Annotated in this window: 23 protein-coding genes and 2 tRNA genes; 6 read left to right on the plus strand and 19 right to left on the minus strand. The window is 50.8% G+C overall.

Going from position 1 to position 22042, the window contains the following annotated elements:
• Positions 1-3: 3 nt before the first annotated feature.
• Entirely contained in the window at positions 4-1401 is a 1398-nt protein-coding gene (locus ACJMNB_RS03725) for a DEAD/DEAH box helicase (RefSeq protein ID WP_405339130.1), read from the minus strand.
• A 422-nt stretch (positions 1402-1823) separates the two neighbouring features.
• Between ACJMNB_RS03725 and ACJMNB_RS03730 the strand changes: the two genes are divergently transcribed.
• Entirely contained in the window at positions 1824-3629 is a 1806-nt protein-coding gene (locus ACJMNB_RS03730) for a S8 family serine peptidase (RefSeq protein ID WP_405339132.1), read from the plus strand.
• Positions 3630-3696: 67 nt separating this feature from the next.
• On the opposite strand, the gene ACJMNB_RS03735 is transcribed toward ACJMNB_RS03730, so the two are convergent.
• The 5 genes from ACJMNB_RS03735 to purU are packed head-to-tail and all read right to left on the minus strand — an operon-like array spanning position 3697 to position 7749.
• The gene (locus ACJMNB_RS03735; protein ID WP_405339134.1) at positions 3697-4983 is read right to left on the minus strand and encodes a hypothetical protein; all 1287 of its coding nucleotides are present in this window, start codon (positions 4981-4983) and stop codon (positions 3697-3699) included.
• Positions 4980-5669 (minus strand): hypothetical protein, encoded by a 690-nt coding sequence (locus ACJMNB_RS03740; protein WP_405339136.1) that lies wholly within the window; start codon positions 5667-5669, stop codon positions 4980-4982. Before ACJMNB_RS03740 ends, ACJMNB_RS03735 begins: the two co-directional genes overlap by 4 nt.
• Before the next feature lie 9 nt (positions 5670-5678).
• Positions 5679-6350, minus strand: a complete 672-nt coding sequence (gene pyrE / locus ACJMNB_RS03745) for an orotate phosphoribosyltransferase (RefSeq protein ID WP_405339138.1) — start codon at positions 6348-6350, stop codon at positions 5679-5681.
• A 44-nt stretch (positions 6351-6394) separates the two neighbouring features.
• Positions 6395-6895, minus strand: coding sequence for a hypothetical protein (locus ACJMNB_RS03750; RefSeq protein WP_405339140.1), 501 nt, complete (start codon positions 6893-6895; stop codon positions 6395-6397).
• An 8-nt stretch (positions 6896-6903) separates the two neighbouring features.
• Complete coding sequence (purU, locus tag ACJMNB_RS03755) at positions 6904-7749, minus strand: formyltetrahydrofolate deformylase (protein WP_073056040.1); 846 nt, start codon at positions 7747-7749, stop codon at positions 6904-6906.
• 100 nt (positions 7750-7849) lie between these two features.
• Here purU and ACJMNB_RS03760 point away from each other — a divergent pair, with 100 nt between their 5' ends.
• On the plus strand, positions 7850-8965 hold the full coding sequence (locus tag ACJMNB_RS03760; protein WP_405339143.1) for a fibrobacter succinogenes major paralogous domain-containing protein: 1116 nt from the start codon (positions 7850-7852) through the stop codon (positions 8963-8965).
• A gap of 123 nt (positions 8966-9088) precedes the next feature.
• Here ACJMNB_RS03760 and argS read toward each other — a convergent pair whose 3' ends face one another.
• The 12 genes from argS to ACJMNB_RS03820 all read right to left on the minus strand — a co-directional run bounded on the left by argS (position 9089) and on the right by ACJMNB_RS03820 (position 18214).
• Complete coding sequence (gene argS / locus ACJMNB_RS03765; RefSeq protein WP_405339145.1) at positions 9089-10801, minus strand: arginine--tRNA ligase; 1713 nt, start codon at positions 10799-10801, stop codon at positions 9089-9091.
• A complete protein-coding gene (gene rsfS / locus ACJMNB_RS03770) occupies positions 10788-11201 on the minus strand; it encodes a ribosome silencing factor (RefSeq protein ID WP_405339147.1) in 414 nt (137 codons plus the stop codon). Before rsfS ends, argS begins: the two co-directional genes overlap by 14 nt.
• Positions 11188-11625: a LytR C-terminal domain-containing protein gene (locus tag ACJMNB_RS03775; protein WP_405339149.1), complete on the minus strand. Its 438-nt coding sequence runs from the start codon at positions 11623-11625 to the stop codon at positions 11188-11190. Before ACJMNB_RS03775 ends, rsfS begins: the two co-directional genes overlap by 14 nt.
• Before the next feature lie 83 nt (positions 11626-11708).
• Positions 11709-12275 (minus strand): hypothetical protein, encoded by a 567-nt coding sequence (locus tag ACJMNB_RS03780; protein ID WP_405339151.1) that lies wholly within the window; start codon positions 12273-12275, stop codon positions 11709-11711.
• 94 nt (positions 12276-12369) lie between these two features.
• Positions 12370-13884: a flotillin family protein gene (locus ACJMNB_RS03785; protein ID WP_405339153.1), complete on the minus strand. Its 1515-nt coding sequence runs from the start codon at positions 13882-13884 to the stop codon at positions 12370-12372.
• Positions 13885-13991: 107 nt separating this feature from the next.
• Positions 13992-14339 (minus strand): aspartate 1-decarboxylase, encoded by a 348-nt coding sequence (gene panD / locus ACJMNB_RS03790; protein ID WP_072800535.1) that lies wholly within the window; start codon positions 14337-14339, stop codon positions 13992-13994.
• A 7-nt stretch (positions 14340-14346) separates the two neighbouring features.
• Positions 14347-15087: a hypothetical protein gene (locus ACJMNB_RS03795; RefSeq protein ID WP_405339155.1), complete on the minus strand. Its 741-nt coding sequence runs from the start codon at positions 15085-15087 to the stop codon at positions 14347-14349.
• A 22-nt stretch (positions 15088-15109) separates the two neighbouring features.
• Positions 15110-15193: transfer RNA gene (locus ACJMNB_RS03800), tRNA-Leu, on the minus strand.
• Positions 15194-15272: 79 nt separating this feature from the next.
• A complete protein-coding gene (locus ACJMNB_RS03805) occupies positions 15273-16160 on the minus strand; it encodes an SPOR domain-containing protein (protein ID WP_405339157.1) in 888 nt (295 codons plus the stop codon).
• A gap of 74 nt (positions 16161-16234) precedes the next feature.
• Complete coding sequence (gene miaB, locus ACJMNB_RS03810) at positions 16235-17557, minus strand: tRNA (N6-isopentenyl adenosine(37)-C2)-methylthiotransferase MiaB (RefSeq protein ID WP_405339159.1); 1323 nt, start codon at positions 17555-17557, stop codon at positions 16235-16237.
• Positions 17558-17646: 89 nt separating this feature from the next.
• On the minus strand, positions 17647-17964 hold the full coding sequence (locus ACJMNB_RS03815) for a type II toxin-antitoxin system RelE/ParE family toxin (protein ID WP_405339161.1): 318 nt from the start codon (positions 17962-17964) through the stop codon (positions 17647-17649).
• Complete coding sequence (locus ACJMNB_RS03820) at positions 17957-18214, minus strand: type II toxin-antitoxin system Phd/YefM family antitoxin (protein WP_173563074.1); 258 nt, start codon at positions 18212-18214, stop codon at positions 17957-17959. Before ACJMNB_RS03820 ends, ACJMNB_RS03815 begins: the two co-directional genes overlap by 8 nt.
• Positions 18215-18297: 83 nt before the next feature.
• Here ACJMNB_RS03820 and ACJMNB_RS03825 point away from each other — a divergent pair, with 83 nt between their 5' ends.
• The 4 genes from ACJMNB_RS03825 (at position 18298) to ACJMNB_RS03840 (ending at position 20096) form a co-directional block, all read left to right on the plus strand.
• On the plus strand, positions 18298-18492 hold the full coding sequence (locus tag ACJMNB_RS03825; protein WP_405339163.1) for a hypothetical protein: 195 nt from the start codon (positions 18298-18300) through the stop codon (positions 18490-18492).
• Positions 18493-18513: 21 nt separating this feature from the next.
• Positions 18514-19194, plus strand: a complete 681-nt coding sequence (locus ACJMNB_RS03830; RefSeq protein ID WP_405339165.1) for an HAD family hydrolase — start codon at positions 18514-18516, stop codon at positions 19192-19194.
• A gap of 21 nt (positions 19195-19215) precedes the next feature.
• Positions 19216-19947 carry a hypothetical protein gene (locus ACJMNB_RS03835; protein ID WP_405339167.1) on the plus strand — a complete coding sequence of 244 codons (732 nt, stop codon included), beginning with the start codon at positions 19216-19218 and terminating at the stop codon, positions 19945-19947.
• Positions 19948-20022: 75 nt separating this feature from the next.
• A tRNA-Pro gene (locus ACJMNB_RS03840) sits at positions 20023-20096 on the plus strand.
• Positions 20097-20155: 59 nt separating this feature from the next.
• Here ACJMNB_RS03840 and ACJMNB_RS03845 read toward each other — a convergent pair.
• A complete protein-coding gene (locus ACJMNB_RS03845; RefSeq protein WP_405339169.1) occupies positions 20156-22027 on the minus strand; it encodes a diguanylate cyclase in 1872 nt (623 codons plus the stop codon).
• Positions 22028-22042 lie beyond the last annotated feature (15 nt).

Here is a 22042-nt window from a genome sequence, read left to right on the forward strand (position 1 = left end):
AATTTATGCCTTCTTCCATGCGTAACGGTCAACGAGATAGGCGAGAAGCATCTGGTCTTCTTCGGTGCCGTTAGCGAGTTCTTTTACAAGAGGGATTACGCGGCTAATGCGTTCGCGAGCCTTCTGGCCACCGAAATGGTTCTTTTCCTGTTCCAGCTTGGCGCGTACGCGTTCGCTTACCTTCTTTGCGATTTCTTCGTTGGTCGGGGTTTCCATCTTGATGAAGTTGATGCCGAAATCGGCGGCAGTCTGCTTCATGTCGATTTCTTCCACCGGGGTGATGAGCGAAATGCACAGGCCGCTGCGCCCCGCGCGGGCGGTACGTCCGCTACGGTGCACATACACTTCGTGGTCATCGGGGTGATCGTACACAATTACATGAGTCACGTGGTCCACGTCAATACCGCGGGCTGCCACGTCAGTACAAATGAGAATGCGGAGCTTCTTGTCGCGGAAAGCGTTCAAGGTCTTTTCGCGCATGTTCTGGGCGACATCGCCACTCAGGGCGCCCACGTTGAAGCCGTAGCCAGAAAGCACCTGTTCCAGGTAGCTCACGTCGCTCTTCTTGTTGCAGAAAATCATGCAGCTTTCGGGATTGTAGTATTCCAGCACCTTGATGGTCATGGAATCTTTGTCCATTACGTCGCAAGAATACCAGCGGTGTTCCAAGTTGTTGGCGATTACCTTGTCATAACTGAGGGAAAGGAATTCGGCGCTGGGGCGCTGGAATTCTCGGGCGAGGCTCTTTACTGTCTGCGGAATGGTTGCGCTGAACATGGTGCAGGCGATTGCCTTGGGCAGGTACTTGCGAATCTTCTGCATGTCGGGGTAGAAGCCCATGGAAAGCATTTCGTCGGCTTCGTCCAGGATCAAGTCGCGGATGTCCAGGAAGTCTACATTGCCGCGCTGCACATGGTCCATCAGACGGCCCGGTGTGGCGACAATGATGTGTACGCCGGCACGGAGAGCCTTGAGCTGCGGTTCATAGCTTACGCCGCCGAAAATAGCCACCGAGCGAATGCCTGTTCCGGCAGAGAGTTTCTCGATTTCATCTTGTACCTGCAGGCAAAGTTCGCGGGTCGGTACCAAGATGAGTGCCTGGGGGAATAGGTGGTCACGGACGATGACCTGCAAAAGGGGGAGCACGTAGGCGCCGGTCTTTCCCGAACCGGTCTTGGACTGCACCAACATATCGCGGGCGGCCAACATGTATGGCATGGTCTTACGCTGTACAGGCATCAGGTCGGTCCAGCCATGCTGAGTCAGGATGGCCTTCTGCTCTTCGGGCAGCATGTCAAAAGTATAGTCAGGGAGCTTGTGTTCAGGTTCGATGATTTTTACAGGAGTCAGGAACGGATTGACTTTTTCTTCTTTCTTTTCTTCTTTTACTTCTTCGCTCATAGTGCGAGCAAATTTAGTAAAAGGTGAGTGCCATGGCAAAACAATAAGTTGCTTTGCCATGGCCGAGACGCGTCAAATGCACTCCAAGGGAGCGCGTAAGGATTATTTATGTCTGTTTGGATCTGCAAATGGCTTGTGGCGGGTTGCATGTAATCTTGTTTTTTGTGTTGCAGATTGCAATTGTAGGACAACTCAAAAAGCTTGAAATTCTCTACCCGTTTTTTGGTGAAAAATGACCTGTGTTGCATAAGTATGTGGTTTGTTTTACAGGCGAATACTTTGTATAAACTAATAAAAAATATTTTTATAATTTATTTCAAATAATCTTGATAAACTAATCTTTTATACATAAATTTATCGATGCCTTGATTTGAATAACGAACGTTTCAAGTCTAAAGGTTGCCTAAAAATAGGAGAATCAAATGAATAAAAAGTGTTCAACAATGTTCCTTTGCTGTGCGATTGCCTTGGGCGCACAAGCTGCCGATGGAACCTCTACGGCCAAAACCGACGTTCTCGGCCGTCATGTTTCCTCTACGCATAAAGTACCGAAAGCATACTTGAAGGATGTCAAGAAAACGGCTGAACAAAAGGCCGTTGTAAAGACAGCCGGCCCGCAGCAACAGAAGGCTTTGGCTCTGACTCACTATGTCAACCCGCCGATGATTACTACAAGCGGTGTGTTTGAATACAAAAAGAATAGCTCGGGTAATTTTGAAAAGCTGTATAAGCTCAACGGAAATACCGTGTCTGAAACTCAGTACAAGAACCAGATTAAGCAGATTGAAGACGCTGATGTTCCGCGATTGCAGTATGCCCAGGCTAATCCTGGGAATTATCCGACGGGCTCGAATTACCAGTTTGCCACGTTTGCAACAACGGACGAATGCTCGGGACAGTCTTCTTGTACCGTGAATCTTGAAACCTATTCCTACTACAACCAGTCGGGATCTCACTTTGTTACGCGAGAAGATATCAATTTCTGGAATTATTCGAGCGTATTGAGCAATTCCAATTTGAATCAGTATGGCGCCTGGTCGGGATACGATGGACAGAAAATTGGTATTCAATTTACCGATATTGATGCTCCGCAAGAAAACGTCATTTCTAATGGTCACTTGCAGGTGATGGGTGACTGTAGTAATAATCATTATGCCAATGGTGTGATCCATACATCAAAGGTTGCAAGAGTCTTGAATAAGGTTGCTCCTGGTGCGATGCTGTATGCATTCTCCACAAATTGCAACAATTACACAAATAATCTTGTTCTTGAATCCGCTAGCTACTGGAAAAATCCGCAGGTCTTTATCGGTAGCAATAGCTATGGACAGGCATTGCCGAAATATTCAGACGAAAGTATGTATATGGATGACTACATCTATGATACCAGAACTATCGAATTTGCTAGTATCGGTAATGACGGCTTGAGCAACGGCTCTCAGGCTACTGGGCTTGGCATGGCTGTTAACGCCATTTCTGTGGGTGCAGTTCATAACGATATGACTTACCATCAGACGTCCAGCTGGAGAAACCCGCGTTTCTCGAAGAAGAATGATGCTTCTTACACGGGAAGCTCCTATGTAAAACCGGAAATTGCAAACTTTGCTGACATCCTGGTTCCCAGCGAAAAGTCTTTGGTTATCATGAACCAGAGAATCCTGGAATCCTATTTCACTCAGACCAGTTCTGCAACTCCGTATACGGCTGCTTCTGTAGCCTTGCTGCTGCAGAAGTTCCCGTTCTACAAGTGGCATCCGGAAGTGGTTAAGGCCCTCTTGATTACCTCTAGTATCAAGCCCATTACGAATGCTTCGTCCCATGATTCCGATAACGAAGGAAAGTATGCAATGGGCGTTCCGGAAGGTCGAGCAATGTTTGAAAACAACCGTTCTCGTTTCTGGAATGGCAATAACGAAGACTTCTTTGACAATAATGGCGATATTCGCTTTACCGAAAGCAACATCAAGAAGAATAAACGCTATCGTATTGCTATTTCTTGGCTGTCTAGCGGTACTTATGTCCGCGAAAATGGTAAGCTTCCGCAGGATATTGACCTTCGTGTTTATCAGAATGGCAACTTGCTTGATTACTCTACCTCGGGTCCGAACCCGTTCGAACTGGTTGAATTTACGACAAACAGCCAGTCCGACCTGACAATCGAGATTCATAGGTATCGTAATGACGGTGGCCGTGTGCTCATTGGCTACAACCTCCTCGAAGTCCAGTAAAGGAATCCGCTCATCTGAATTTAAGGCATGTGGCCCATGGGGCTACATGCCTTATTTTAAATGTTTTTTATCTAAACGGAGTCCAGTGGTATTCGAGGCCAACACTTATAAACCAGTCGACGGTGGTGGCGCCTATGGTAGTGGGCTCGGCGGCAGCGTCGGGAGAGGGCTCCACGTAAACGTCTTTACCGCGGCTAGAAATGCCCGTGCGCACGCTTAAACCATAGTGGTGCAAGAATACGCATTGCGTGCCGAATCCGAAGAGGGCTCCCTTGTAGGGGTCTTCGGTTTTAAAGCGGGTTTCGTATTCCCTGGAGGGATTTTTCTTGGAATCCTTAAGTTCGATGTCTTCGGAGTAGAAACTGTATTGGAATCCCAGAAATGCGAAAAGGTGCAAGTCCATCCACTTAAAGGGCTCGTAGGTTCTTGCAAACATGACGTTCAGACCGATTTCATGTTGCGCAAAATTCCAATGGTCCAATTCTTCGTAAATGGAGTCGCGGTCATCTGTTTTGACAGCATGGTTGGAATAGCGGTAGAATATTTCACCGCCTATAAAACCAAACCAGATTCCGCCTGCGTACAAGGTGAACAACGGAGTTGAATCGTCCATGAAGTTCCATAAGCTTACAGAGTCCTTGGTGACGCGGTAATCGCCGACACGGCTACGGATATGGCGCTTGTACCAGCTGTAAGGGGTGAGGGGTACCTGGGCCTGTGCGTATCCGGCTGAAATGCCTGCCCAGGAGCGGAATGTCGGAGTTTCCTTGTATAAATCGTCGGGCTCCGATTCCATTTTGAGTCGTTCTTCTTTCGTTAAACGGCGCTTGGTGTGACGATCGAAGAATGCGTTTGCGACTTCGTCGCCCTGGGCGATTTTGTCCGCAGTCTTTATGACGGTTCCTGCGGCCTGGGGCTCGCTGGAGTTTTCGTCAAAAATGGCCAAGAGTAAATGGTTACCCTTGTCGGCAACGTAAAGGACAATCTTGTCTTCCAGAGTCTGGAATTTTGCCATCATGGCGGGGTGGCGTGCCTTCAGGTGATGCGGCTGCAGTCCGGGCTCGATATTGTTCGAAAGCCACGTGGCGTAGCGCATGGCGATCGTGTCGCGTTCCCATTCGCCAAAAAGTCTGCACTTGGGTTCGCCAATGCCCGTGTTGTAACGACGCAGGGACAGGCAGAATTCCTTGGGGTCTAGGGCCGGTTCCTTGTCGGGGGTCCAGATCAGGATGTCTGCGTTTTGCCACAACGTCCACTTGGAATCAAAATAAATGTCCTTGGCACTGGCCTTATCCGCGAAAAAGGCCTGAGACAGCAGCACGAAAACGAATGCGATTAGGGATAGGTGCTTCATTTGCCTGCCCCCTGGTACATGTTCTTTCGAATCTGTTGCACGGTCTGCCGCATTAGCTGTTCGAGGTCGTTGAGGCTGAGCTTTGCTACCGGGTGCTGAATTTCGTCAACGGCGCTGAAAAGCGGGCGCTGCTTGATGTTGTCCCAAAGGGTGTACGAAATAACGGCGCTGATGTTCTTGACATCCCGGCGTTCTTCGGTTTCGTTATGGATGAGAGCGTAGTCGAAGAAATTCTCGCGCTTCAGATCTGTACCGATAATGACTTCGTGGATCAGTAGAATCTGTGGGGGAACGGTTCCGTCGGGACCTTTTAGGGAGATGCCCTGTTCGGGGAGTTTCCCCTTCATAAAGATGCGGCTGTCCAGCTTTTGGCTTTCTTCGGGAGCGTTGTCCAGAATAGAGTCCGGCAATATGGTGAGCTTTACATAGCCGCCGCGGAATTCATGCTCCATGGCCTTGGAACAAAAATCGGTAGCCTTGATTTGCGTGCTGTCACCGAAGTCCAGGCGATTGGCAAACCACTTGGTACGCGTAAGAACAAAGGCCTTTTGGAGCCCGGTAATGGCAAGTTCTCCGTAAGGAGCCCGAGCGTAGGCCGGATGGCTGTTGGACCAATGGTAAGAATCGGCGCAACCCGTGAAGAGTAGCGCCGCCATAGCAAGCATTGTCCAAAGGCTATGTCTCATTGCACCTTTTTAGACTGCGCCCCACTTTTCGCGGTAGGCGTACACCTTTTCGAGGATTCCTTCGGGAGCGTTGATCTTTTTACGGTTATCTTCGCTTTCGAGGAAGGCTATGATATCGTTGATATTCACGATGGAATGGGCCTCGATGCCATATTCGTCTTGCACGGTCTGCAAGGCGGACTTGCCGTTTTCCAGCTTTTCCTTGCGGTCCACGGAAATCAACAGGCCGACAACATTGGCGTTTTCGATCTGCGACAGGGCCTGCATGGTTTCGTTCACGCTGGTGCCTGCGGTAATCACGTCTTCGATAATCACCACGTTGGTCTTTTCGGCATACTTGTAACCCACGAGGGAGCCGCCTTCGCCGTGGTCCTTGACTTCCTTACGGTTGTAGGTAAAGGTCAGGTTCTGGGCGTAGACATCGCTAAGCTTCATGGCGGTTGCGGCGCACAGGGGAATGCCCTTGTAGGCCGGACCGTAAAGGTTCTGGGCCTTGCCATCGAAGTGCTTCATGAATGCGGCGGCATAAAATTCAGCCAACTTCGAAAGGGTGGCGCCAGTACGGAATTCTCCGGTATTGATAAAGTAGGGCGTGTTGCGTCCGCTCTTGGTCACGAAATCGCCGAACTTCAATGCGCCGGCTTCAACAAGAAAATGAACAAACTGGTCTTTAGTATTCATGGTTTAGTAGCGGCATAGCCGCAGTTTATAGTTAATGGTTGGTGTTATGCGGCTCCGCAAAGGAGGGCAAATATTTTCGAGAACACGTTCGTTTCTTCGGTGAGAACTTCGATGACGGTCAGGAGGATGAACACCAGCACGCAAAGTCCTATGTAGAAATAGAAGGATTTCTTGATGCCCTTGATTTTCAGCTTGAAGATTGTCCAGGCAATGACGCTGAAAATGGCGCTGAATGTCCATGCTGCGATGGCCCCGAGAGAAATTCCCGGAATGAGGCTGATGGCGAAGGTAAGTGCGATGCCCGGAATAAAGTAGAACGCAATGCAGAGTACGCAAAGAAGGGCAAAACCCACATAATGGGCAAAGCCTCTTTCGCGCTGTACAATCACCTGCGGTTGGGGCGTGGCGGTTTGAGGTTCCGGTTCTGCGACAGGTTCTTCCGGGGCCACCGGGGTTTCGACGGGGGCTTCTGTTACGGGCTCTGCGATTACCGGGGCTTCGACCTCAGGTTCCACGTTGTTCTGATTGTTCAGTTCTTCGGACATATCGTCTCCTATAGAATAAATGTTCTTCCGGCGTACACGAACACGCGGTGTTCCAGCCAAAGCTTGAGGGCTGCCGACAGGGTGCGCTTTTCGATGTCCTTGCCCAGTTCCACCAGCTCGTCGATGCTTGCGGTTTCAGGCACTCGCTGGATATCCTGGCAAATAATGGGGCCCTGGTCCAGGTCTTCGGTGGCAAAGTGAGCGGTGGCGCCGATGATCTTGACACCCTTGTGCCATGCCTGGTGGTAGGGCTTGGCGCCCTTGAAGGCCGGCAAGAAGCCGTGGTGGATATTGATAATGCGGTATTTGAACTCTTCGGTAAAGGCTTCGCTCAAAATCTGCATGTAACGGGCGAGAACCACTGTATCGGTGTTGGTTTCGGCGATGATTTCGCGGAAACGGTTCTCGGGAATGCTCTTGTCCGGGTTCGACGGCACGTAGTAGAAAGGTACGCCGAAAGTTCCACCTACGGGGCCCAGGTCGGGGTGGTTGCCCACAATGCAACTGAACTCGCAGGGGAGGTCTCCATCGCGTCTTTTGAGCAAAAGGTCATAAAGGCAGTGGTCCGTCTTCGAGACGAAGATGGCTACACGTTCAATTTTGGTGGTGTCGAACAGTTTCCAGTTTAAGTGGAGGTGTCCTTCCAGAGTTTCTAAATGCTTGCGGACTTCTTCGATATTTTCGGATTCCGCTTCAAAAACGGCACGTAGAAAGAAAGTTTCGATATCTTTTGCCGTGTGTTGCTGTAAATCAACAATGTTGGCGCCCGCCTTGGCGAGCACCTGGGTAGTTCCGGCAATAAGGCCCTTTTGGTCGGGGCAATGGATCTGCAAAATATAACGAGTAATAGCCATAGCCCAAAATTATAAAATCGCAGGCATAAAGTCTTTGCCCGCTTTCCGAAAAGCTAAAATATTCTAACTTTAGACCGAAAACTTTATACGAGAAGGAAAAATGAGTCTTAAAACCTCTTTCAAGTCTATGATTGCCGTTGTATTCGGTATGGCGGTTGTTCAGGCTGTTGCCGTTCCTCAGAAGACGTGGGACGCAATTTATAACGCCGAGGGGCAGGGTGATTACTCCGCCGCCAAGATCGAAGGCAAAATCCGCTTCGGCAAGTACACTCACTATAAAGAAGTGCAGCCGGTCTCTTTCAAGGTTGCCGATAGCCTGTTCGCATTCTCTGTGGCTGGAAACATGACTGTTCCTGCCGACAAGATCGAAAAGGAACATTTCTATGAAAAGTGCAACGAAACCATGGAAGCCTGGATTTCGTTCTTTAATACTCCCCGCGATTTTGGTGGCGAACAGTTGGTTATCAACATTGCTGGTGTAGACCTGGCTTGTGGCGATGAACTTTTTGCCGTTGGCGATCTGAGAATCAAGTTCACGAATCCGAAGGCTCAGGAAGCTTGGGCAAACACCTTGGAAGGTCGCGAAAAGTACAAGCGTGAAAAGGTGGTGGAATACCGCCGCGCTGAACAGGAACACCGTTCTTCTCTCCGTGACGTGTCGGGTATGGTCAAGGACCCCCGCGACGGTCAGGTGTACCGTACCATCAAGGTGGAAGGCCGCGAATGGTTCGCCCAGAACGTGAACTATAATGTGGAAGGTCACTCCTGGTGCTACGAAGACAAGGATTCCTATTGCGCTCGTGGTGGCCGTCTCTATGACCTGGAAGGCGCCCGCAAGGCATGCCCCGAAGGCTGGCACTTGCCGCGTGACCGCGAATGGATGGACCTGCTTGTTGGCCTGACCCACTGCTACGACGGTGTGGACAAGTGCGAAAAGTTCGCCAACAAGATGAAGGCTACTACCGGTTGGCAGGGCGGTGGCGGTACCGACGAATACGGTTTCTCCATCTTCTCTTCGGGCTACCGCAAGATGGTGGGCAAGTCCATTGTCCGCTACGAAGACATGGGTGAATACGCCGGCTTCTGGTCTGCACAGAACGGCCGTAACGAAACCATCTGGATTTGGGCCATGGGGCGTATGAGTGACCAGATGGTTCGCCAGCTGGTGCCGAGCAAGACTAACGCTTACTCTGTCCGCTGCATCAACGGTAACTAGTCATTCTGGACGCAAAGCGTCCGGAATTCACATTTCAAGCAGTTCTTGAACAAAAGAAAGGCTCCCCTTCGGGAGCCTTTCTTATATCTTGTAGCATCGGGTTCGATGCCCCGACCGCTTTGATTACATCTGGCGGATGGGGAAGAGGCCGAGCAAGTCGAGCACGTTTTCGAGCACGATCTGCGTTGCCTGAACCAGGAACAGACGGGACTTTTCTTCGGCAGAACCGAGCACGCGGTCTTCGTGGATGAACTTGTGTGCGGCTTCGGCGATTTCCAAGGCATACTGTGCAAGTACGCTGGGTTCGTCAGCGGCAACGGCATCCAGGATCTTCTTGCCCTTCTTCGCGAGGATGTTGATGAGGCTGTAGGCGGCATCGTCGCCAAGTTCGGCCATGTTCACATCGGCAATGTTCACGGTGTAGCCGGCCTTGCGCATAATGCTGCAAAGACGCACGTGGGCGTTCTGCACATACGGACCCGTATCGCCTTCGAAGCTCATGACGGCATCCCAGTCAAAGCGCACATCCTTCAAGCGGCTGTTCTTCAAGTCGTTGAAGGTAAGGGCAGAAATACCGATCTGGCGAGCGATGAGTTCCTTGTTTTCGAGACCCGGATTCTTCTGGTCGATGAATTCGAGAATTTTCTTCTGGGCGGCTTCGATCACGTCGCGGAGGAGGCTTGCGGTACCTGTACGGGTCTTGCCCTTTTCCCACTTGCCGTCCACCAGCTGCAAAATCACGCCGAACGGAATGTGGTACATGTCCTTGTACCATTCGCGACCCATCTTCTTGAGTACATGGAACACCTGCTTGAAGTGCAGGGCCTGTCCGAGGTCCACCACGTAGAGGCACTTGTCAAAGTCGTATTCCTTCTTGCGGTAGCAGGCGGCAGCCAAGTCGCGGGTTGCGTACAAGGTAGAACCGTCGCTCTTGCGAATCAGGCAGGGGTTCAGGTCGAATTCGTCGAGCATCACCACGTCCAAGTCCTGGCTCTTGACCATCAGGTTCTTTTCGCGGAGCTCGTCGAGAATGGCCGGAATCTTGTCTTCGAAGAAAGATTCGCCGGTGTAGTGGTCAAAGCCCACGCCCATCATGTCGTAGATGCGCATAAGTTCTTTGAGTGTTGCTGCACGGAAGGCTGTCCAAAGCTTGCGGTAGAATTCGTCGCCCTGTTCGAGCTTGGTGAATGCGGCGCGTGCTTCGTCTTCCAGACCGGGTTCTTCTTTGCTGGCCTTGGAGAAGGCGGCGTAAAGAATGTTCAGTTCCTTCACGGTCAGGCTATCAAGCGTAGCGTCGTCCGTGGGGCGGTTTTCGCGCAGGTACATCACGATGAGCTTGCCGAAAGCGGTACCCCAGTCGCCCAGGTGGTTGATGCGTTCCACCTTGTAGCCGGCGGCCTTGTAGATGCGGGAAAGGGAGTTTCCAATCATCGTCGAACGCAGGTGGTGGAAGGCGAGTTCCTTACCAATGTTCGGGGAGCTAAAGTCAATGCAAACGACCTTGCCGTTCGGAGCTGCGTGGCCGTATTCCAGACCCTTGGCAGCGATTTCTTCGAGAGTAGACTTGGCGAGGAATCCGCGGTCTATAAAGAAGTTCAGGTAACCGTTAACAGCTTCCACCTTCGAAAGTCCGGCGGGGAGCTTCACCTGGGCGGCGAGCTCTTCGGCAATCATCTTCGGAGCCTTACGCATCACCTTTGCTAGAGAGAAGCAAGGAATGGTAAAGTTGCCGTGGGTGGTGTCAGGCGGCACAGAGATAAGCTTGAGGGCGGCATCCTTTTCGAAGGAACCGGTAGCGGCGAGCGCTTCTGCGATTTCTTGCTCAAACGAGTTCATTGTCGTCGGCCTTCTTGTCGTTAGTCTTTACAAAGTCATTTTCATCGAGGTCCACAATCTTGCCGTCGGCGTACAGACGGTCAAGGGAAATCTCGTTACGCTTTTCTTCTTCGAACAGGTGCACCATCAGGTCGAGACCTGCATCGAATACGGCCCAGCGGACCCCTTCCTTGTATTCCACGCCAACGGAGGGGAGCTTGTTGGCCTTGAATTCCTTGCGCAGTTCGTTGAGAATGGCCTGCATCTGGGCTTCGCTTTCGCAGGTTGCCACCAGGAAGTAATCGGTGACATCCTTGATGCCGCGCAGGTCGATGAGCTGCACGTTCTGGGCGCGAAGTTCAAACAGAATGCTTGCGCCGATTTGGACGGACTGGGGAAGTTCTTGATTATTCGTTGTCATCTGTTTCTCCCTGTTCGGGTTCTATGATATGTTCAAAGTCTTTTCCGATATACACGGCTGCGTCGACTACGGCGCGGCTGCTGTGCACTACCAGCACATTGTCGGTCTTGAGGGCTTGCGCCAGGGCTTTGGCGCCTTCCCATTCGGGGTTTCTAAGCACAAGTACCGTTTCGTCGTAGTTCTGCAATCTGTCGTTTCTGGAACTCACGATGTCAAAACCGTTTTCACGCAGGTAAGAGCGCATCTTGGCGGCGGCCCCCTGCATTCCACAGCTGTTCAGTACTTCCACATCTCCCTTGTAGGTTCGCTTGACCTTTACGACCTGGGGTTTCTTTTCTTCTTCGCAACCGGCAAAAAGCAATGCTGCCATCAAGGCCGTCACGGCAAAAGAAAGGTGAAATGTTTTGGTGTACATCAAGGACATTTTTCAGTTAAAATTTAGAAAAAATGTGCCGTGTTTGTCATTGCGCATAGGGCAAGACTCTTTGGCGCGGCTATGGCATTCCGCTATCTGCAATAATACGGGGTACGCCAGGGGCATCCGCCATACAGGTAGCGGCTCGGGCCGTAAGCTTTGAAGGCGTCATTCTCGTTTATGAACATCAGTCTAAAGCTCATGTTGTCGTTGGGCTTGTATTCCAGCGCAATGTCCGGAAGAACGACATCGACATTACCCTGTCGTACATCTTCTTTTGCGATGGGTGTTCCGAAACGGAAGTTGGAATACAGCGGCATCCAAAGTCCAACGTTTGCGTATAAATGAAGTTCCGGCGTAAATTCGTAGGCGAGGTGAGCCATGTAACTCTGCTGGGCGAAAGTTCCGAAGGAGCCTCCGATAAAGCTGACGGAGTAGGTGTAGGCCACTTTTAATGCCGGGTCAAAAGTCTCATGACGTACTAAACGATCGGGGTCGAAATGCTCGCGGTTCCATGGAATTCCATCGTCGGGAACCACGTAGACGGTATCCACAATCGTATCTTTTTTAGCGGTGGTGACAATAGCTGAGTCAACCTTTACGGGGTTTTCCGCAAAGGCAAATACAGCAAGCAGGATTGTCAGCAACAATAACCGCATGCCATGAATATAGAAAATGGGACTGGAAGATTACCTCTTCCAGTCCCATAAAAGATGGACAATTTATAGTGAATTTCGGCGGGTCGAATTCAGTCTAATTTTTGCTGTTTTCCTGCGTGTTGTCGGGCTTGGTGACGCCAGCAAGCTTTGCCCCGAACATGGAGCCGAGAACGGTGCGCAAGTCAATACCGAGGGAATCCGTGAGTCCGTTGGTGACTTGGGTCAGCGTCTTGGTAATGTCGCCCGTGAGCTTTGCCGTGTTGCCTTCGCCGTACATGGTGATGTTTCCGATCTTTTCCATGGGCTTTGCGATGGCAGCGGCAATTTGCGGCATCTGTTCGAAATATCTTTCGATGGTCTTCAGCTGCATTTCCTGGCGGGCGGCGTCACCGTAGAGCTTCATGGCTTCGGCCTTCTTGTTCAGGGCTTCAGCTTCGGCAAGACCTTGAGCCTTGATGGCTTCTGCTTCGGCGAGACCCTTTGCCTTTGTTGCTTCTGCTTCGGCCATGGCTTTCGCCTTGGTGGCTTCAGCTTCGGCGAAGGCCTTTTCCTTTTCTGCATCGGCTATCTGCTTAATAGCCTTGGCGCGCTGTTCTTCCTTGTAACGGTCTGCTTCGGCGTCCTTCTGTTGCTGGAAAAGTTCCGCTTCAGAACGCTGGATCTGTGCCTGACGTTCGGCTTCGGCTTTCTTTTCGATTTGAGCCTTCAGTTCCTTTTCGGTCACCATCACCATGCGTTCGCGAATTTCAATTTCCTTTTCCTGCTTGGCGACTTCGGCTTCGGCCTGGGCCACGTTAATGGCCTTCTGCTGGGTCTGCTTCTGGATTTCGTAAGCGGCGTCGGCAATAGCCTTTTCGGTATCAGAAATCTTCTGCAGGTTGGCCTTTTTCACGGCGAGGTCGTTCTGCTTCTGGGCAATTTCCAGTTCGGCAGCCACGGCGGCGTCGTTGGCATCCTTCTTGGCCTGGGACTGGGCTACACTGATATCCCTTTCGGCGTTGGCCTTAGAAATGGCTGCTGCCTTGCGGATGGCAGAGGTCTTGTCCACGCCCAGGTTTTCAATCACGCCATTGGCGTCTTCAAAATTCTGGATGTTGAAGGTTTGAACTACGATACCCAACTTTTCAAGGTCGGGAATGGCATTTTCGAGCACAAGTTCAGAAACCTGCTTGCGGTCGCCCACAAGGTTCACCAGCTGCATGCGGCCTACAATTTCGCGCATGTTACCTTCCAAGATGTCTACAATCATGGCGCGAATATCTTCAGGCTTCTTGTTCAAGAAGTTCTGTGCTGAAGACTTGAGTCGCTCGGGATTGTCCGAAATTTTGGCTGTCACGACGGCATCGACAGAAACGTTGATGTAATCCTTTGTCGGGACCGGGCTTCCTGTCTTTACGTCAATCTGGATCAGCTGCAAAGAAAGGTGGTCGGCGCGTTCAAAGAAGGGAATTCTAAGGCCTGCGCGTCCGATGATGACTTTCGGAAGTTTCCGAAGCCCCGAAACGATAACAGCTTCGTCAGGTGCAGCCTTGATATACGACATCACGAAGATGATGCCTAGAAAAGATACCGCGACAAAAATAATCGTTAAAAGAATGCTTGTTTGCATAAATTAATCCTCCATTTTGTTTGTTCTAAATATATAACAAAAGATCTGTCTAAGAACGACAGATCTCAAATTTTTCGACAGAATGAATAAAAATTATGACCGAAGGTTTAAACGATTTCGTTCTTGGCGTTTACGTGGATTACGGTTGGCTTCCACGTCTTGGCTTCGTCTTCGCTCATGGTTGCATAAGCAACAATAATCACCAGGTCGCCCGGCTGAACCAAGCGGGCTGCTGCACCGTTCAGGCAGATAACGCCAGAGCCGGCGGGGCCTTCAATCACGTAGGTGTCAAGGCGGTTGCCGTTGTTCACGTCAAGGACGCCCACCTTTTCGAAGGGGAGGATGTTTGCTGCATCCATCAAGTCGCGAGCAATAGTAATCGACCCCTCGTAATTGAGGTTTGCGTCGGTAACGGTTGCGCGATGAATTTTGCTTTTGAGTAATTCCAGCTGCATGATGCGCTTAGAACTTGACATTGAAGAATCCCGCAACACCCTTTTCCGGGGTCGGGAGAATGCCGTAGCTGAAGCGGTTTGCATCCGGATTGCTGTCCCACTGGGTGCTAAAGAATGCGTCAGCAAAGGACCAAATGTGAGCGCCAGCCACAAAAATCAGACCATACCACCAGGCGGAATTTCCATCGACTGCAAGGTAAACCGTTGCACCGACGCTCACGCCCCACAAGGCGTCAATCCAGATGGCTTTCATGGATTCCTGCTTGTGCCACTGATACAGCGAGGGAACAAGCAAAGAAAGGTATGCGTAACCTTGGTCGCCAGAATGGTTGCGGTAAGAACGGTCGATATCGGCGTCTTCAAGTCCGCCAGAACGCTGGGCGAGCCAGTCTTGTTCGGATACGCCGAGCTTTTCCCAAGGTTTCTGTAAATATTCAGAGGGACGAACGCCCATTTCTACGAGGCTGGTCAGCTTGGCTCTGGTAATGCCTTCTTGCTTGGCCTGCTGGAATTCCCACTGGGTAAGTCCCATTTCTTCGTAGTTGAAGCCCTGCCATTCGTCTGCAGAAGCGGTTGCTTCGCCAACTTTCGTTTCGGCTTCTTCGCTGCTGTTGTCAGCAAAGGCGTCATCTGTTTCTTCGGATGCCCCGTAAGAATAGGAATCTTCGGAAGATTCATCGTCAAACTGTGCGAACGCAATGGAGCCGCACAAAAGCACCGTTGTGAGAATCTTGCACCAATTCGCCATCAATTTCTTCCTTCAAAAATAGTGCCGGGGGAGGGAATCGAACCCTCACACTCTCGCGAGTACCGGATTTTGAGTCCGGCGCGTCTACCAATTTCACCACCCCGGCTCGGGGTTTGTTCAAATATAGAACAATTTCGCTTTTTTTGCAGGGGGAATCCTCGAAAAAAGCGTTTTTTGTTGAAAAATTACCTTTTCAAAAGGGGCTGGTATTCAATTTTTAGGGGTGCAAGCTTGTTTGCGGCAAAATCAACGGCTTGATCTTTTGTTTCAAAACGGCCAGTTTGAACAAGGTAAAGAATCCTTTCACCCCGGGGCTGCTCGATAATCGTGCAGGAAATCTTCTGTTTTTTGAGGTTTGTGACTAGCAGGTCGGCGTTGGTTTTGGTCCCGAAGGCGCCCAGCTGTAAGGTCCAGTATTCCGCAGTGGTTGCTGCTGGGGCGGTTGCGGCCGGTGCTGTAGTAGTAGCGACCGGGGCGGGAGCAGGCGCTGGGGCAGCTTTAGACTGTTCCTTGGGCTGTTCGACTACTGGTGCCGGTTCGGGTGCCGCAGGCTGCGGGGCGGGGGCGGCGACCTTGGCTGGCTGCGGGGCGGGGGCGGCGACCTTGGCTGGCTGCGCGGCAGGAGTGGACTTTACGGCCTGAACGGCCTTCAGGGAGTCCGGGTTGCTCAACAGGTTACAGCGGTCGTTAAGGTCCTCCGATTTAACCTTTGCCTTTACGGCTTGGCACACTTTTTGGAGGACGATTGTCTGGTGGGGGTGCGAAGTTTCGATGGCTTGAATCAAATCTTCGGCCGCCTTGTCGTACTTGCCCAGGTAAAGCTTGAACTGGGCGCTGGTCATCATCAGGTCCGCATAAATCGCTTTTTGCGGATTGGTGGTGCGGATCAGGCTGTCCAGCCGTTTGCCGGCGGTTTTAAAGGACTGGGCGTTTCCGGTTTGCGAAAGGGCGAGAATATTCCACAAGTAGCATTCTGCACGAGTAGAATCGGGTTCTTTAGGGCAGGCGGCCTCGTAGGCGTCGGCGGCTTCTTTCCAGTTGCCGGCTACATAAGCCTTTTGCGCATCCGCCATCGTCTGTGCGAATGTGCTAGCTACAAAAAATGATGCCAAAACAGCAAGTGCTTTTTTTGTGTTCATAACTCTACCTAAACCAACTTTCCTCGAATAGTCCATCCTCTAATTTCATCGAGTTTCACCTTCACGTAGTCGCCGGGCTTCACGATCTGGCCATCTTCGGGCTTGAACACGACCTTCTTGAAGTTGTCGGTGCGGCCGCGTAGTTCCGTCTCGTCGCGCGCGGAGTTCTTTTCCACCAACAGTTCCTCGGTGCGGCCGAGCATCATCTGGTTTCGCTTGAGGGTAATGGCGTTTTGCAGTTCCACGAGGCGGGTGTGGCGCTCGTTCTTTTCCTGTTCGGTAAGAGTTTCGGCTTCCTTGTAAGATTCCGTACCCTTGCGAGGGCTGTAGATGAACATGAACGCAGAATCAAACTGGCAGGTTTCAAATGCCTTGAGAGTTTGCTCGAAATCTTCTTCCGTTTCGCCCACGAATCCGCAGATCACGTCGGTGGAGATTCCGTAGAACGGGTCCTTGCTGCGCAGCTGCTCGATAATCGAGTGGTACTGCTCCATGTTGTGCTGGCGGCGCATCTTCTTGAGCATGGCGTCGGAGCCGCTCTGGATGGGGATGTGCGCGTAGTGGCAAACCTTCGGGTTGTTTAGCAACACGTCGATGAGCTCGTTCGTGTAGTGTCTCGGGTGCGGGCTCGTGAAACGGATGCGGCGGATGCCGCCGATTTCGGAAACCTTCGTGAGAAGGTCTGCAAAATTCCCGCCTTCCGTCTTGTAGGCGTTTACCGTCTGGCCAAGGAGCGTTACTTCAGTAATGCCCTTGTCGGCCGCCTTGCGGACTTCGGCGAGTACGTCTTCCATGTCGCGGTACTTTTCGGGTCCGCGCAGGTAGGGCACAATGCAGTAGCTGCAGCGCTTGTTGCAACCGCGCTGGATGGCAACGAACGTGCTGAAATCGTTCTGGAGTTTCGCGTATTCACCGAGATAGTTTTCGCTCAGGTCCTCGTCGATGAACATCTTGTGGTGCGTCTGGTGCAAAGGGCTCTGGGCGTCGCCGAGCAACAGTTCCGGAATTTTCTTGTACTGGTCCGGGCCCACGACGTAGCTCACGTTCGGCAGGCGCTTGAGCAGCTCCGGCCCGCGGTTTTTCGCCATGCAACCGCATACGACGACTTTCACGTCAGGGTTCTTCTTGTTCAGGTATTTGAGCTTGCTGATGTTCGCGATGGCGGTTTCCTCGGCCTTTTCGCGCACGCTGCAGGTATTCACGATGACAAAGTCGGCATCTTCCTGGTTGCTCGTTTCGACGCAACCGCACATGTCGAGTTCCTGGGCAATCATCGCCGAGTCGTATTCGTTCATCTGGCAGCCGTATGTGGCCAAGTGGTATTTTTTCATGCGGACAAATTTAGTAAAATCTTAATTGTGGGGGAAGAGCCCCCCTCGCTCTAGCCACAACTCAGCCTGCTCTGCTCCAATTTTGCACGCTATTTTTCAAAACCCAACAGCAGCATATAATTTCGCTTGGCGTAAAGAACGCGATGGATTTGAACCACGTTACCCTTGACGACATAGAACATCAGATAATTGTCAATAGGAATGACTCTGTAGCCGATAAGTTTTAGAAGAGAATCCTGATGAACACTGTATGTAAACGGGTGGGCTTTTAAAATCTTAACCTGTTCGAGAAACTTCTCAAAGATTGAATTTGATGATGTCTTAAGGACTTTCGTAAAATAAGACTTGATTTCGTTCAAGTCTTTCTGTGCAGAAGGTGTGATGATGACTTCGTATTTTTTAGCCATTCATCAGGTCCTTCAAGAATTTCTCCGCATCGGCACATTCTGCACCACGTTCGACTTCAGAAATGGCTTCGGCGAGTTTTGAGTATAGTTCCAGCTGCGCCATCTGTTTTTCATAGCATTCGATGGACATCACGACCATGTCTCCAACACCATTTTTTGTTAGGTACATGGGTTCATCATATTTGTGAACGGTTTCAGCCACACTTGTAAAGTTGTTGCGTAAATCGGAAATCGGTCGAATGGTTGGCATAGCGGACTCCTTTTATCATGATAATATAATATCATAATTATGATATGTCAATAGGCCGGCTTATAAATTGCTATATTTGACGCATGTCCCTATTGCTTGCCCTCCTGTTCCTCGCCCTGTTTATCAGTGCCATCATCCGTGGAAGGTTTTCTTACGGCAAGGCGGATTATGATTTTCATGAACATCCGGTGCAGTTTGTGATAGTGCTGGTGTTCATTCTGGGAGTCTCGACACTCTGCTTTTATAGATTTTTTGTCGAGATGGAAATTATCCGCTAAATTTCTACATTTGGGCGCGCTATGCTCCGCAAGAAATCCCTTATCGTTTTTGACTTGGATGGAACCTTGTTCAATACGCTCGGCGACCTCGCTGTGGCAGTGAATTTTGCGTTGCGCCATTTTGGCCTCCCGGAACATGACGAGCAGCGCGTGCGGACCTTTATCGGGAATGGCTCCATGAAACTGATTGAGCGGAGCATGGGGGAGGCCGCTCTCTCAGAAAACATCGCCCGCACAGGTGTGACTGTGGAAATGGTTCACAAGGTCTATTCGGACTTTTATTGGGAACATTGCACAGAAGGTACGCTCCCGAACCCGGGTGTCGTTGAGTTCCTGCGCAATAGTTCGGCGCGGGTGGCCATGCTGACGAACAAGCCCCTTCGCCCCAGCGAAAAAATCCTGGACCATTTCGGACTTCGCGATCGTTTTGAATTTATCCTTTGCGGCGATACCACGCCCGAACGCAAACCGAGCCCCGCGGGCCTGCTCAAGATTCTTGAAATGGCGGGTGTTTCCCGCGAAGAGGCGGTAATGGTGGGCGATGATCAGCCGGATATTCTGGCGGCCCGTAACGCCGGTGTCGATTGCGTTACGCTCCTTTGCGGCTTTGGAAAACCCCACAATTTGCTCCCGCTTAAGCCCGAAAATACGGTGGAAAGCTATGGGGAAATGTGCCAATTGCTGTCCCGAATCTCTGGCTAGTATTTTTGCTATATTCACACCATGACTTTTAAAATTATTCCCTCTGTTTTGGCTGCGGCTTTTGCTCTTTCTACGGCAGTTTTTGCCGACGAGGCTATCCGCTTTGTTCCCGAGAATTACCCCATTGGCGTCTTGAACCAGGGCGATACCAAGCATATCGTTTTGCAGGGAGCCAATCTGACGGATAAAGAAATCGTTCTTGAAAGCGTGTTCGGCCAGGGCAATGGCATGTCGAACTTCAAGTACCCGAACAAGATCCCTGCCAAGGGAACGGTCAAGATTGAGTTTGACTTTAATTCTGCCGAAATGGAAGGCCAAATCAAACCGGTTGTGGTACTTGTGGATACCACCGGCAAACCTTATCTTGCCAACATGGACGGCATCGTGAAGGTCCCGTTCTTCTTCAGCGAAAAGCTCTTTGACGCAGGTTACTACGCCAAGGGCGAAAAGCGCGAATGGACGTTCTATGTATGGGGGACCGACAAGAAGGAACGGCCTGACTTGACTCTCGCTTCTGAATCTGCCAAGCAGTTTGCCATGTCTGCCAAGCCGGTGATGCTGAATGTGGACAAGCTGGATCAGATCAAGGAAGGGGGCAAGGTTCCTGGTCTTAAAATTACCATCTCTACCAAGGGGCTTACCCGCGAAGGGTGGGAACTCAAACAGCAGAGTATCCGAAAGATCGTTTCTTTCAAGAGCAAAAAGTACCCGAAGGCAACCCCTGACGTGCTGATTGTCGGTTTTTGGAAGTAAAAAAATGGCTTTTTTGGGGCGTTAGCCTTGCAAAAAAGCCTACTTTTATCTAATTTTGACCCACCAATGAACCAACGGGATGTAGCTCAGCCTGGTAGAGCGCTTGAATGGGGTTCAAGAGGTCGCTGATTCGAATTCAGTCATCCCGATAAAAAACACCGCTTTTAAGGCGGTGTTTTTTATTTCTAAGCGTTTGCTCTGAAGAATCTTAGCTTCGCTCTTCTTCTTCGCGATTTTCTTCCTGTTCCGCTTCGGCAGCTTTTGCCGCTTCTGCGACCTGCTTCAGCGGGTGGTCTTCGATGTAGTCGAGGCTCACCTGGAATTTTTCTTCCTTAGGCTTGTCGGCGTTCTTTTTCAGGGCGGCGAGCTCAATGGCTGCAGCCTCGTAGTCGGCTTCGGTCACCCATTCGGGTCTCCAGACGATGACGCGGTTTCTGCCGCCTTCCTTACCTTGGTATAGAGCCTTGTCTGCCATTTGAATGCTTCGGTCTGCGCCCAGGCGTTCGTCGAACTTGGCCACACCCAGTGTAATGGAAATCTTGATGGTGAAGTCCGCATAGCGGACGGTCATCTTCTCGATTTGCCTGCGGAACCTTTCGGCGACAACAGCCGCACCTTCAAGGTCGGTCTCGGGCAAAAGGGTCAAGAATTCTTCACCGCCGTAACGGGCGAATACATCGTACTTGCGCAATAGCCCGCGAATGGTCTGGGCTACCGACTTCAAGATAATGTCGCCGCAGGCATGGCCGTAGGTGTCGTTGATGTTTTTGAAATGGTCGATATCGATAAAGACGAAACAGAAGGGTTTCTTTGTGCGGGCGGAACGTCCCATTTCGTTTGCGATAGTTTCGTTCATTTCGCGGCGGTTCGGAAGTCCTGTCAGTTCATCGGTCTTAGAAATAATTTCCAGCTTCTTGTTGGCCTGTTCCAAGTCCTTGGTTCTTTCCTTGACTTCCTGTTCCAAGATTTCCCTATGGGCGTTCAGTTCTCTAATCTGGCGTTTAATGGTATCGTGCATGGTGTTGAATGCATTACCCAACTGACCCAGTTCGTCTTTACGGTTGCCAATGTGGATTTCCTGAATATCGAGGTTACCTTCGGTAATCTGGCTAATATGCCTGGTTATGCGGTTCAGCGGGAGACCTAGCATGTAGAACATCCATGCTGCGATAATCAGGATAATCAGGATGGCGATAATGAGGATAGCGATGCTTGCCTGCGTTGCCGAATAAATGAGGTCGTCAATTTCTCTCTTGGGCTGGAAGGCGAAAATGCCGAAGTCCGTGTTGGAATCGAAGTAATAGTTGACCAGGTACTTTTCGTTGTCGTAAAGCTGTTGGAACTGAGCCTTTTTGATGTCGTAGTTGCGAGGATCGATATCCTTGAGACCCAACTCCGAAATCTTGTGGGAATCGGTAAGCCAGCGCTTTAAGTCGGGGTGGTAAAGAATCTCACCTTGGCCGTTAATGGCCACCAGGAATCCGTTCTTGCCGATTTTATAGTTCGGGAACATTGTCCAGAGTCGACGGAGCGAAAAATTGGCAAGCAAGAAACCGCTGGAGCTGGACTTGTTGGTAATGGTAATACCGAATAGTCGCTTGGGCGGGGCGTCCTTTGCGTCTCTAAACCAGGGGGTGGTGTAGGGACGATGCGGCGTAATGCGAGAGAAATCAATGGGGTAAGGACTTTCCGACGGAATGCCCACCATGGAATTGTCGCAAACGAAAGCATTTTCTCTGTCATATAAGGTGATAGTTTCGCCCGAAATGAACAGGGATGAAACACTGTAGCTTTTGAGGTAGCTTGCAGCCATGGTCGGGTCGAGGCTTTGTATTTCAGACGTCTTGGAAAGAAGGGTAAGGCGGTCACCGAACTGCTTCATTTCGCTAGAAGCCATGTATCCTATCTGCGTGAGCATCGATTCATTGTTGTTGAAACTCCACTCAAGCATCAGGTTCGTCTGTTTCGAGGTGAATATGAAGATACTCCCCGTGACCACGAGCGTCATGGAAACTATCAAAACGATGAGCACCTTGAAGACGATGCTTCGAGAAAAACTTGATATCGTATGGATAGGCATAGGGCGTTACTTCAG

The organism is Fibrobacter sp. (genome assembly GCF_045131395.1).
Classification (GTDB): Bacteria; Fibrobacterota; Fibrobacteria; order Fibrobacterales; family Fibrobacteraceae; genus Fibrobacter.